The following is an 11951-nucleotide window of genomic DNA, read 5'->3' on the forward strand; positions in this document are numbered from 1 at the left end:
ACGCGACATGTTGATTCGCCTCCAAGCCGTAGCGCACCGCCCGACTCGGGTACGTCACGGCGCGACGATCCGTTCCAGGAGAGCCGGGCGATCCTGCACCACCACGACATCCGGAAACTGAGCCAGCAACGCGCAGACAAATGCCGAGCGCATGACCTTCAAATCGTTGAGCAGCTCGATATGGCTCAGACTTCCGTTGCTGCCCAACCGTTCCCACGCCACGACGATCATCCAGGCCGGCACCAGCTGAGGGCCGGATGCATGGGCCCTGGAGCGCTCGGTCTCCACCCACACCCCCGCACGGTCGACCGACGTCACCCAGTTGGTGCGCTTGTTACTCAACGTCTGGATGACATCACTGCGGTCGACCACTTCGGTGATACGCGCCAACAGGTCGTCGTCGAGCTCCACCGCACTGTTGCGACCACCTTCAGCTTCACGCGCCATTCGTCCTCGTCTCCGATCGTTCGGTCCACTCGCAACCGGTACCGGCTGCGAGGCTCGATCGAGCCGGACAGAATGACAGAGGCCACCGACAAACCTCGGCGGTGTGGTGCTTGCGGCCAGTTGCGCCCCTCGCCAAGATGGCTCTGTGACCGCTCTCGCCGACGCCGTTCTCCCCCTGATCCGAACCCGGACTGACCTGCACCGGTGGAATGTCGCCAACGCACATGGCGCACAGATGCATGAGGCCGTCGCGATCCTGCGGCAAGCCGCGAAAGACGGCGATCCCGCCGACGTGTTCGCGGTGACCCAACGCGCGATCGCCTCTGCGTTGAAGGTCATCATGCGGGCCGATGACTCCAGCGGAATCATCGGCGACGCCTGTCGGGACCTTCTGGCACTACACCCAGTTTTGGCTGTCCGGGTACGCCCTGCGGCAACAGAACTCGTCGACTGGATGATGCAGTTCCAGTTCGACAACGAATGCGACTTCTTCACCATCGATCCCGTCGCCTATGCGCCTGCGCTCGGCAGCGAGGGCATGGCCCTCTACCGGGTCAAGCTCAAGGAACGCGAGACAACTCTGGGCCCGCGGCCGCCTGAAGATCAACGATGGTCGTCGCCGCATTCCATCGAGTGGTTCAGCCTCGACTGGAATGCGCGGCGTCTGGCTGTGCTCGATCGGGATGTCGACGCCATCATCCGGACCCACGCCCGAGACCGACGTGTCGCCGCGTGGTTTCAGGAAACCGCAGTGGCGCTCATGGAAATCGGGGAGGTCGATACCGCCATCGGCTGGGCACAGCAGGCTACGGAGTTTGATGACGGTCATCAGTCTCGGTGGGCCGCTGACTACTGGTGTGAACTCCTTGCCGAGCATCGGCCCGCTGAACGGCTGGATGCGCGGGTCAGGATATTCCGCCGCTGGCCGTCGTCGACTACGGCGGGCGCTCTTTACCGGGACGCGCCCGACGCCTGGCCGGACTACCAGAATGAGGTGATGGAGCGACTCACCGCCCACCCGCGCGACGCGGTGTTGTTCGCCCAAAATTCTCTCAAAGATGTTGAGCTGGCGTGGAATCTGGCCCACGGCCTGGGCCTGAACGACGCCCGCACCTGGAGTGACCTCGTGAAGGTGTACGAGAAGCGCGATCCCCTTGCCGTGCTGCCCGTCTACACCGAGCTTGTCGAGAGCGAGCTGGGTGCAGCCGACGCGAAGAACTACCGCACCGCCGCGCGCCGGCTGAAGAAGATGCGCACGCTGGCGGCCGGGTCGAGTGAATCCCCGGCGGTCGACGAGTTCATCGCCAACCTGCGCGACAGATACCGGCGGCGTCCGCGGCTGCAACAGGAGTTCGACCGAGCTGGGCTGCCGTGACATCGTCGCACCGGGATTTTATTGGGCGGCAGCGATATCGGTCTGACCAAAGTCATTGCCTTTGAACAACAATGGCTGGCCACTGATCTTGGCGAGGGCGTAGGAGAAACAATCGCCGTAATTCAGTCCCGCGCGGTGACGGCCCTTGCCGTATCGCCGGTAAGCGACGCGGGCCGCCTCGGCTTGGTCGGCGTCGACTGCGACAAGTTCCACCGATGCTCGGTGCAGCCACAAGTCCAACTCGCGGCCGCCGGCTTCACCGAAGCGGCTCTCGATCACGATGGCAGCCTCCAAGTATGACGCGGTGGACATCATCCGTACCGGATCGTCCGCCACGCATGCCTCCAAATGCTCGGCACCTGATTCATCGGTCAGCATGGCCACCAGGGCTGAGGTGTCGATCACCATCAGGATGGCAGCCCACGGTCGTCATAGCCCAGTACTTCCTCCGCAGAGCGGTCATCGAGGACCGGAAGTGCTGCGCACCTGCTGCGGATGGCGGCGAGTTCGTCGCGCAACGGGACCGCGCCGAGGCGTCCGGTGTGCCGCGCCAGTCGTTCACGCAGCGCCACCACAACCGCCTCGGTCAGCGTCTCCCCGGTCCGTGCGGCGAGTTCCCGGGCGAGCCGATCAGCCTCGGGGTCTTTGATGCTGAGAGCCATATCTGGATTATAGACAGCTATCAGGATTCTAGACACAGGGTCCTATCGGCGGCTCACCGAACTCGGACTACCAACGGCGCTAAGCCCGAACGTCTCGGTCTGACCGCGCAACCTCAGACCTGACGTAGCTGCAGGACATCTACGTGATGTGCACCTTGCGCATGCCGGGATGCCGGGGCAAGGACCTTCGGCGCTGGTTCGACGACAAGGTGTTGCCCACCTTTGCCCGCCGGATGTTGCCTTTTGATCTGGTCGCCGCCCGCATCCTGGCCGCTTCCCGTGTGCCGGAGCACGCTCCCTATGACGCTTCGAACCACTCGGTGTCCGCTGGGTCGGACCCGTGGACCGATCGCGACGCGATCCACACAGCCACTCCGTTGATGAGGCCCTGTGTAGCCAGTTTGAGGCCCACCTCAGGCGCGGCCCGTCACCACCTCCTTCTTGATAACTCTCGCCCCGCGGTTTGCACGCCGCCCGATCAGATTCGGGTTCTCAGTGTCTCCCGTCGCGGGTATCTGTTCACCTAGACTGCGCGAGCAAAAGCAGAGGGGATGCAGATGGCAAGCGATCTTGAACCGACGAGACCGACGCCTGTCGACGACGCTTCCGACGAAATCGCTGCGGTTGTTCCTCAGGATGGCGAGGTCGCCGTTTCCGTCCAGCCGGAGGGACTACTGGTTACGGGTGATCCGTCGGAGATTGAGGCCTACGTCGACCGCATCCGCAAAGTCTCGGGCCATGCCATCGATGTGATCGGCGTGGACAAGGCTTCCGTCGGTAACGCCGCCGGTCTCGCAGCTGGGGCGGCAGCGTTTCTCGGCCAGTCCGCGAAGTTCGTCCAGCTGCATCCCGAGAGCGTCAAGGCAATCCAGAAGGGCGACCTGATCCCTGGAACAGACGGCTTTTACCGGATGATGACCCGCGGTGCGGACAAGAAGTTCGTCAGCCAGCTGCAGTGGAAGCAGGCCAACCTCACGCCGACGCGGATGATGTCGCTGCAGATGGTGGCGGTGCAGATGGCATTGAAGACCGCGATCGCCGAAGTCGAGGCCTCCGTCGAACGCGTCGAAGGCAAGGTTGAGGAAGTGCTACGCCTCGCCCACGCCAACCGGTCCGGTGATGTTCTCGGCGACCGGGTCACCATCGATCGGATGGCGAGCTACCTCGATCGGCACGGGTCCTTTTCCGACGCCGACTGGGATTCGATCGCCGGGATCGGGCCGGCGCTCAATCGCACCGTCGAGCAACTGCGTCATCATGCCGACCGGACGTTGCGCAGCTTCGATGCGTCCAAGCCCATTCAGGAGCGGGCGGATTTCATCGTCAAGGCGGTAGAGAGCAATCAGCTCGGTGAAACGCTGAGTCTGTTGGTGGTGTCCCAGGAGTCACTGTTCAAGTGGCAGCGGTTGCGGCTGGCCCGGGTCGAAGCCACTCAGCCCGAGCACGTGCAGCAGGTTCTCGACGACGCGCGCGATCTGCTTGCCCGGCAGCTCGTCGAGGACGATGCACTGTTCCAACGGGCCCGCGAGATCCTGGAGGCGGTCGCCAAGACCGAAGCGATCGACGGCTTCCGTTTCTGGTCGGTGCAAGGCCTGCAGCGCGGCCTGCCGACACTGCGCGAAGACCTCGACCGGTTCGGCAAAGCTCGGCGTGCACATCTACAAGATTGGCAAGAGTTCAGTGCGCCGAGCCCTCGGGACGCCGCCAACGCGGCGGTGGAACGCGTGACCGAAACCGCCACTGCCGCTCTTGGAGTCGCCAGTGACACCGCGACTTTGGCGCTCGGCGCCGCGAGCGAAGGCATCGACAAGATCGGCGGATTCCTGGGGAGAGCGCGGGAGAAGAGCAAGGTATGGCGGCGGGAAAAGTCGGACGAGTCGGGCGAGTCAACCTAGACAGCGGCCTCTCTGCAAGCCGTTGGGATCGGCGGCTGTCAGTTGTGTTGTCCCTCATGAGAACGGCGGATTGATATGGTCGATGACCACACCCGACACGACATCCTCGAGGCGCTCAAGTCGTGGGATCGAGCTGCAGCGGCAACGAAGCTCGCCAAGTCTGAGCAACTGCGCAACCAGTTCGCCGAACGGTTTCCCAGAACCGCCTGGGAGGAACTCTCCCTGGCGGATTACGCGCTCGGACAAAACAATCAGGATGTCGTTTCCTACTGGATGGAGTTCAAGGACGGTCTGATCCCGAGTATGAAGGGCGGCTCGGCGTTCAAGCACCTGATCTACCGGACCACCACGGGCTCATGGTATTTCCCGAAAGAGTACGAGTCAGTCGAGCAGGCATGGGAAGCCGTTCGGGCCGGGTTCGTGCAGATGCTGCATTTCGCCGCCGAAGGCCGGTTCGATGATGCCGACGATGTCAAGGCTCTCTACGCCGCCCCGGCCCTGCGGGCCAAGCTGCTGTGCATGTACTGCCCGACGGACCTCATCACGGTGTCATCGAAGGACCACATCGACCACTACCTGCGGGCATTGGGCGAGAAGCCTACCTCCTCGGTGCTCCGAGCCAACCGACAGCTGCTCAATACGCTGCGGTCCATCCCGGAACTCGCTGACTTGTCCAATCAGGAACTCGGAATCTTCCTGTACCACTGGCACAATCCGCGCCCTTCACAGCGAGTGGTGAAGATCGCGCCCGGCGAACAGGGAAAGTACTGGCAGGACTGCGTCGACAATGGCTTCATCTGCGTCGGCTGGGATGACGTCGGCGATCTCGCACAGTTCAGCACCAAGGACGAGTTCCGTGACGTTTTCCGGGAGCACTACCCGTACAACGGCGTCGAGCAGCAAGTCAGCCGGAAAGCCAACGAACTCTGGACGCTGAGGGAACTTCAGTCCGGCGACACCGTCATCGCCAACCGCGGCACGGAGTACCTGCTCGGCGTCGGGACCGTTAACGACATCGGCTACGTGTGGCATCCCGAGCGCGCGGAATACAAGCACACCGTCGGCATCGACTGGGACACCGCGGCGGCCGGGCCCATTGAGCAGGTAGACGCGTGGAGGGTGACGACCGTCTCGAAGGTGTCGGCCGAGTTGCAACGAAAACTCCTGGGAAGGGGGCCGGCCCCCAAACCCGTTGAGGACGATGCGAAGCTGCTCGAACTGGAAGCTGCGCTGCGTCGGCGCGGTCAGGTGATTCTGTACGGACCCCCTGGAACCGGAAAGACCCATATTGCTCGTCGGGCCGCGGCCTGGTTGCTGGATGGCGGAAGCGCGAACGCACAGGCCAACGGACTGCTCGCCGACACCGATGCGCTCACCCGCCGCGAACGAGACTTGGCTGAGCCGACCGGTCCCGGCAAGGCTGCCCGACTGACCCGTATCACCTTCCATCCGTCCTATGCCTACGAGGACTTCGTCGAAGGCTTCCGCCCTCAGCGGTCCGACGACGGCGCCATGCAGCTCGTCTTGACCGACGGTATCTTCAAACGAGTCTGTGCAACTGCCCACGACGATCCCACCAACAGCTACATCGTTTTGATCGACGAGATCAACCGCGGCAACATCCCGAAGATTTTCGGGGAACTGATCACTCTCATCGAGAAGGACAAACGGGGCCTGACAGTTCAACTGCCGCAAAGCAATGACAGCTTCTCTGTACCCCCGAATGTACTCATCATCGGCACCATGAACACCGCTGACCGCAGCATTCACCTGCTCGATACCGCACTGCGCAGACGCTTTCAGTTCATCGAATTGCTTCCAGACCTCGAACTTCTCGAAGGGGCTTCGGTGGGCGCCCTGGCACTCGATGCGTTCCTGGGCGGCCTCAACGAGGAGATCCGCAAACGCTTTGGTCGCGAGAAGCAAATCGGCCATGCGTTGTTCTACCAGAATGGTGAAATCGTCGACTCCCCAGAGGACTTCGCCGCCATCATCCGCTATGAACTGATTCCACTCCTCCAGGAGTACTTTTACGAGGACTACCAAGCCCTGGGCCACCTTCTGGGCGGAGTGATCGATACCCAGGCCCAGCAGATCGCTGAGCTCGCCAACGATCCGGAAGGGTTGTGCGTCGATCTGGCGAACAAATACGGCAGCGCCTCCGCGTGACGATGCGCCGTACCGTCGAGCTCGCCGAATACCAAAAAGAATGTGTGCCCGCGGACAAGCCCACCCTGGCCGATCTGAAACTGGCCGAAAAGCTTGCTGCCGGAGGCGCCGTCGATGCGCGGTTGGATGTGCGCTGGCTGGCCGATGGGAACGTAGAAATCAACGCGACCTCCTGGGTCGGTGCGGTGCGATTCAGCGCTTTGGAGATCCGTGTTGTCCCCAAGTTGGTCGGTGGGTCGTTACGCGTCCTGCGGATGGTCGAGTACGCCAACGGGATACGGCTGCTGTCACACCTTCCATCCGATCAGCGTCTGCCCGCCGACGGCACCGACCTGTTTCAGTTGATCGTCATGGCCTTGGTCCAGGAAACCAGAGAGCTGATCCGAGACGGGCTCATCCGTGACTATCGGCGCACCGATGATTCCCTCACGGTACTGCGTGGCCGTCTACGGATGCGCGATCAGTTCCTGCGCCGGTACGGCAGCCTGCACAGGTTGGAGTGCCAATATGACGAGTACGACGGCGACATACCGGAGAATCAGCTACTTGCGGCGGCATTTTCCGCAGCAGCCACGCGCGTGGCCGACGACAAGCTCAGGACCGACACCCGCGGGCTCGCCGCAGTTCTGGCCGCAACATGCGAGCCCCCCACACTTGACCCCGAGTGGTACACGCGCCGAATTCACTATGACCGCCGCAATTCCCGGTACCGACCCGCTCATAAGCTCGCCATCATGGTGTTGGAAGGACTGGCTCTCGATGACCTGCACAACAGCGGCAACAAAGGTGTCACCGCCTTCATGCTCGACATGAACGCGATCTTCGAACGCTTCGTCACCCGCCTCGTCTCAGAAGCGCTGGCCGGGACAACCCTGGGGGTGAGTGCTCAGCAGAGCTACGGCGCCGTCGTCGTCGACGAGAGCACCGGGCGCACCTACAGCACCATCCGACCCGACCTCGTCATCGTCGACACCGAGTCAGGGCGCAAGGTCCCCGTCGATATCAAGTACAAGCTGTACGAGGACAAGCGATTCGGCACCGGCGACATCTATCAGCTCTTCACCTACGCCTACGCTCTCGGCGAGTCCGATTCGACGCGCAACGCCGGTGTCCTCTACGCCTCGACAACTTCCGTGACCGGGCCCGCACTGCGCATCAAGCCTCAAGCGGGAGTATCAGGGGCACACATTCGCGGCGCCGGTCTCGACGTCGGCGGCATCGTGGACAGGTTGGATGGCCTTCTTCCCGAGTCGGTATTGCGCACGGTGCGAGACATCGTTCACGACGTCATTGGACTGGTGGGTATCAACTGGCAAGCCAGCGGGTCGGGCTGCGGGAGTCAATCGTAGCTAACGCCGCACCGCGGTCCTACTGCGCGGGTCCGTGATGACGCGATCCGGTTGCGGATTCCAACGCAAGCTGTTCGAGTTCAGCGATAGATTGGCCGCGGTCGTTGCGCCAAGAGATACGACCATTGTTTGTACCGCCGACAAGCAACCCCCCAGCAGCAGAAGGGCTGGCGAAGAGGTGGTCGCGCAGAAAGACCAACTCCTGACCTTCATGCTTAATAATTCCTTCCGCCCGGAGGCTATCCCGCTGATTCCCAAGGCTGGGCGGCGCCGATGGACGGAGTGCAGATCGGCCTTTAGATCCTGCGAGCACCAACAGGCCTTCAGAAGTCTGGTAACCCTTTGCGTCACAACCGGATTCTTTGAAGAACAGCTCTTCTGAAGCCTCTGCGGAGTCAGATGATCCTCCCGTAGAGCTGGCGACTGACGGTTTGATGGCCTCCAGAACCGGGGCGCCGAGAGTCGCGAGCAACACCGCGATGGTTTCAATGAACTCTTGACAGTCCGCTTCTAGCGGTTCCGGTGTGAAGGGATTGGAGGCTCTGTTCCCGTTCACCAACGTGTAGCGTCCGGCCGCCTTTCCCCGGTTCAGCGACAGCCATTCCAGATAGGCCACATGCGTCGAGGTCCATTCGTTGGTCAGCGACACCGCCACCATCGCCCTGGTCCAGAAGTCCTTGGAGGTGGTGTGCTGCTGAAGCCGGACTCCCACGTTTCCCGATTGACCGACGTAGCATTGCGGTGTCTCGTCCTCGTTCGAGCCGAATAGGTAGTACACACCGACCTGTGTGGATTCCGAACGCTCCAAGAACTGAGCCAAAAGCGAGCGTGGTACGTCAAACACGCGCACGGTACGTGTGGTCAGACTCGCAACCCGGATACCCGCTGGATCGCCCGATGGCAGATAGATCTGGATTGTCTGCGCTCGCGCCATGTGAAACCCTCAGTCCTTCAATATCGGTCCGGCCGGTTCCGGTCCGGAGCCAGTGCAAGCGTCCCTGACAAGCCGGACCAGGTAGCGGACCTCGGTCACTGACGGCTGCAGCTCGTACGCGTGGTGGTGCACGGCACGGCTCAGTCCGTTCCATGCAGTTTTGGCCTGCTCCCCCAGCTCGTTTCCGTGAAGTGCTCCCAGGGCGACGAGCTTCGAACTCGTGGTTGGCGGCCTGTCGGTCTCGGCTTGGGTCGCCCAGGGAGCACTCATCTCGTCCAGCCAGTCCTCAAACGCACATCGTGCAAGAAGTGCCGCGGTCCTCGGACCGCGGACACCAAGCCTCACAGTGCCATCAAGCACCTGCTCGGCATACGACAGCAGCTCCACACGGTCGGTCATGACGCCAGTTTCGCCAAGTCGCCAACCGCCAGCCGGGTCGAGTTCACCGCATCCTTGTAGTCAGCCACACCTTTGTGTGCGCCGCTGGCGGCGACCCACAGCGCCTCACGTCGGGCCGCTCCGCCGGACAGCCACTTATCCACCGCAGCTTTGTCGTCCGGGTTTACCGCCAAGGCAAGCCGGGCCTTCGTCAATGTTGCTGATTCCCAGGCCTCTTCGACCTCGACATGTGGCACACCACGCGCCAGCTGGCGCGCGCAGAAGACATCCCATGCAGTGAACTCCAGGGCATCGCGGCAGAGGACCGGAACCGCGGCCTTCTTGACCGCATCGGGTACGGCCTCGTCGGCAGCGATCGCGTATGCGTCTTTCAGCATCCTGGTCGCCGGCCGGCTCGCTTCTGACACTGCGACAACGGAATTCGCACCGCGATTCACCTCGACGATGTGTGCCTCTACCCGCGATCGCCGGATGGCTGCGGGCAAACGGTCATCGTGCGTGAAGACGATGACCTGCCTGTTGGCCGCCAACTGGGTCAGCACCTGCAAGAAGCCATCAATCTTTGACGGGTCCATCGCTTGGATAGGGTCGTCGAGCACCATGAAACGAAACGGGCTGGCGGGCGACGTCGCGCGAGGAATGAAGACGGCCAATGCCAAAGCTTGGAGCTCACCCTGGCTCATCACGCCGAAGGCTTCGGTATCCGACCCGTCCACATCCGCCTTGAGCACAACGCGGCGGGTGGTTTTCTGCCCCGCAAGCTCAATCCCACCTAGCTCGACGTTACTTTCCTGCCGCAGCGTCGCCCAAATCTGTCGGGCTTGCTCGGCAAGCGGTTCGATGCGCTGGCTACGCAGCTGAGCGGCGTTGTCCAGCAACCATTTCACTGCCTCAGACGCCACTTCCAATGCGGACGCAACCGCCTCGGCTCGCTCCGCCTTGCCCAGCCATTCCGCGAGTTCTACGGCCACCGGGCTCCAGGCGTCTTCCCGTGCCGTAATCATCTCAGTCGCCTGCTGCCGCAGCGCTGCATACGCGTCGCGCAATACGGGCAGCTTCTGCTGAACATGATCGGCCAGCGCATGCGCACCGTCAGCAGGCAGCGCCACGAAGGCTTGGTATGCGGCCAGGGCTGTAGGCAGATGTGACAGCGACGCATCCGACTCCGGCGGTGACTGAACGTTATTCACCAGGTCGACGAGCGCTGAACGCGCCTGCTTGGTAGCGCCCCGTGAGGATGACAACGCCTGCGCTGACTGCTGAGTCTGCTCGAGTGCGGACCGTGCGGCCGCTGCCCATTCTGCGGTCAGATCACCGCCGCCGCAGACGGGACACTTCTGGTCGCCATGGTTGGCATGAAACTCAAGGCTGACCTCCAGCAGTTGGGCACGGTCGGCAGTCAGCACGTCAGCTCGGCCGAGCTCTTCTTGCTCTGAATCGGCAGCCGATCGCAGCACCTGGCAGGCAAGATCGACGTCTTGTTCTTCAGGAACAGTCAGGCTCTGGGCGCAGCTCCATGCCGGCGGCACGGTTGATGCCGTGCCACCGCTGATCAACGGTCGGAGCACATCAAAATCAGGACGACGCTTCTTCAGCTGCGCCAATGCTTTTGCCGCACGTGGGTCGTCATGCGCCTCCAACTTGGGGCGAAGAGCATCTCGCGCAGTTTTCTGAGCGGCCGACGGCTGCTTCAGCTGCTTGAGTTCTCTTTCGAGGCGGGCCGTGGCGTCAGTCAGCTGCTCCAGGCCGAGCAGCTTATGCAGTTGGTCGTAGAAGTCGCTCGGACGACCTTCGAGGATTCCACCCAACTCGTCATAGCTGAGTAGGGGTCGGTACATCTCCAGCGCGCCGGCCCACCCGAGCGCGGCGGTGTCTTCGCGCTTCTTTCCGTCCCGCTGCACCCAGACTTTGAGGTCGTCAACATCGACATTGCCAGCTGGCCAGTCCACGCCGATTACCGTTGCGCCCGATCCTTCTTCAGCCAGTTTCACGCGGATCTGGGCGGGTTCACCAGCGTGAAGGTTCCGCCAGTTCTGCGACCACACCGCGGTCTTGTTTTTCCAGCGCGAATTCGTGCCGGTCAACGCGAGCTCCAGCCCCTCAGCGAGGGTCGATTTACCCGATCCGTTCCGGCCCGCCACCACGATCAGTCCTGGGCCGGGTCGGAAGGGAAGAGTGACGGCCGGCCCTATTCCACGGAAGCCTTGCACGGTGATGGAGTGCAGGTAGGCGCCTACCGGTTCGCCGTCCTGACTTGCCTCCGCGGTCAGCGACTGCACTAACTCAACCGGCGTGGCTTCGTCACTGAGCACTTCGCTGAGTTCATCCGGGCTTTCCATCGCGGCGAGCACCACGAGTTTGGCCTGCTCACTCAGCTTTTCGTCAGCATCCGCCAACGACAACACGAAATTTTTCAAGCGGTCGTCAGCCATGTCCCCCACTTTCGTTCTCGCACATTCCGCCTGTGTCGTTGCCGTTGATTCGCGTTACATATCGCGGATGGGATGTTATCCGCCACCTCCGTGAATTGACCAAGAATGCGAGCAAGCCACAGACATCGCGCGATTACCTACCGTCGATGGCACGCCGCCCGCCATCAGCGAATGCCTCAAACCCGTCCTGGAACAGCGGAATACGAAATCGCCTAGGGCGTGTCTGCTTAATGTGAGCGGTGTTGTGCCTGATGCTGTTTAGGTGCTACGGACAGATGTGATTTCGGAC

The 11951-nt window shown here is 62.3% G+C and carries 10 protein-coding genes; 4 read left to right on the forward strand and 6 right to left on the reverse strand.

Annotation, left to right across the window (positions count from 1 at the left end):
* Positions 1-54: 54 nt before the first annotated feature.
* On the reverse strand, positions 55-447 hold the full coding sequence (locus A5733_RS23760) for a hypothetical protein (RefSeq protein WP_076241871.1): 393 nt from the start codon (positions 445-447) through the stop codon (positions 55-57).
* 103 nt (positions 448-550) lie between these two features.
* Here A5733_RS23760 and A5733_RS23765 point away from each other — a divergent pair, with 103 nt between their 5' ends.
* Positions 551-1822 carry a DUF6880 family protein gene (locus tag A5733_RS23765; RefSeq protein ID WP_233152767.1) on the forward strand — a complete coding sequence of 424 codons (1272 nt, stop codon included), beginning with the start codon at positions 551-553 and terminating at the stop codon, positions 1820-1822.
* Between the two features lie 18 nt (positions 1823-1840).
* On the opposite strand, the gene A5733_RS23770 is transcribed toward A5733_RS23765, so the two are convergent.
* Together A5733_RS23770 and A5733_RS23775 are read right to left on the reverse strand one after the other, a co-directional pair.
* Complete coding sequence (locus A5733_RS23770) at positions 1841-2230, reverse strand: type II toxin-antitoxin system VapC family toxin (RefSeq protein WP_076241872.1); 390 nt, start codon at positions 2228-2230, stop codon at positions 1841-1843.
* On the reverse strand, positions 2230-2484 hold the full coding sequence (locus A5733_RS23775; RefSeq protein ID WP_076241873.1) for a type II toxin-antitoxin system VapB family antitoxin: 255 nt from the start codon (positions 2482-2484) through the stop codon (positions 2230-2232). Before A5733_RS23775 ends, A5733_RS23770 begins: the two co-directional genes overlap by 1 nt.
* A gap of 557 nt (positions 2485-3041) precedes the next feature.
* On the opposite strand from A5733_RS23775, the gene A5733_RS23785 reads away from it, so the two are divergent.
* From A5733_RS23785 to A5733_RS23795, 3 genes are all read left to right on the forward strand, one after another.
* On the forward strand, positions 3042-4379 hold the full coding sequence (locus A5733_RS23785; RefSeq protein WP_076241895.1) for a hypothetical protein: 1338 nt from the start codon (positions 3042-3044) through the stop codon (positions 4377-4379).
* A gap of 75 nt (positions 4380-4454) precedes the next feature.
* A complete protein-coding gene (locus tag A5733_RS23790) occupies positions 4455-6548 on the forward strand; it encodes an McrB family protein (RefSeq protein WP_076241874.1) in 2094 nt (697 codons plus the stop codon).
* Positions 6549-6676: 128 nt separating this feature from the next.
* Positions 6677-7897 (forward strand): McrC family protein, encoded by a 1221-nt coding sequence (locus tag A5733_RS23795; protein WP_158070633.1) that lies wholly within the window; start codon positions 6677-6679, stop codon positions 7895-7897.
* Between the two features lie 19 nt (positions 7898-7916).
* Here the strand turns inward: A5733_RS23795 and A5733_RS23800 are convergent, their stop codons facing one another.
* The 3 genes from A5733_RS23800 to A5733_RS23810 are packed head-to-tail and all read right to left on the reverse strand — an operon-like array spanning position 7917 to position 11662.
* Positions 7917-8831 (reverse strand): GIY-YIG nuclease family protein, encoded by a 915-nt coding sequence (locus A5733_RS23800; RefSeq protein ID WP_076241876.1) that lies wholly within the window; start codon positions 8829-8831, stop codon positions 7917-7919.
* A 9-nt stretch (positions 8832-8840) separates the two neighbouring features.
* Complete coding sequence (locus tag A5733_RS23805; RefSeq protein WP_067772742.1) at positions 8841-9230, reverse strand: hypothetical protein; 390 nt, start codon at positions 9228-9230, stop codon at positions 8841-8843.
* Entirely contained in the window at positions 9227-11662 is a 2436-nt protein-coding gene (locus A5733_RS23810; RefSeq protein WP_076241877.1) for an AAA family ATPase, read from the reverse strand. The genes A5733_RS23805 and A5733_RS23810 overlap by 4 nt, the downstream gene beginning before the upstream one ends.
* Positions 11663-11951: the final 289 nt, after the last annotated feature.

Source organism: Mycobacterium sp. NS-7484 (genome assembly GCF_001953975.1).
Lineage (GTDB): Bacteria > Actinomycetota > Actinomycetes > Mycobacteriales > Mycobacteriaceae > Mycobacterium.

What these genes read in the sequence shown, in the direction of transcription:
- A5733_RS23760 (WP_076241871.1), bottom strand. Translation starts at nt 447, where the DNA reads ATGGCGCGTGAAGCTGAAGGTGGTCGCAACAGTGCGGTGGAGCTCGAC.
- A5733_RS23770 (WP_076241872.1), bottom strand. Translation starts at nt 2,230, where the DNA reads ATGGTGATCGACACCTCAGCCCTGGTGGCCATGCTGACCGATGAATCA.
- A5733_RS23775 (WP_076241873.1), bottom strand. Translation starts at nt 2,484, where the DNA reads ATGGCTCTCAGCATCAAAGACCCCGAGGCTGATCGGCTCGCCCGGGAA.
- A5733_RS23785 (WP_076241895.1), top strand. Translation starts at nt 3,042, where the DNA reads ATGGCAAGCGATCTTGAACCGACGAGACCGACGCCTGTCGACGACGCT.
- A5733_RS23790 (WP_076241874.1), top strand. Translation starts at nt 4,455, where the DNA reads ATGGTCGATGACCACACCCGACACGACATCCTCGAGGCGCTCAAGTCG.
- A5733_RS23800 (WP_076241876.1), bottom strand. Translation starts at nt 8,831, where the DNA reads ATGGCGCGAGCGCAGACAATCCAGATCTATCTGCCATCGGGCGATCCA.
- A5733_RS23805 (WP_067772742.1), bottom strand. Translation starts at nt 9,230, where the DNA reads ATGACCGACCGTGTGGAGCTGCTGTCGTATGCCGAGCAGGTGCTTGAT.
- A5733_RS23810 (WP_076241877.1), bottom strand. Translation starts at nt 11,662, where the DNA reads ATGGCTGACGACCGCTTGAAAAATTTCGTGTTGTCGTTGGCGGATGCT.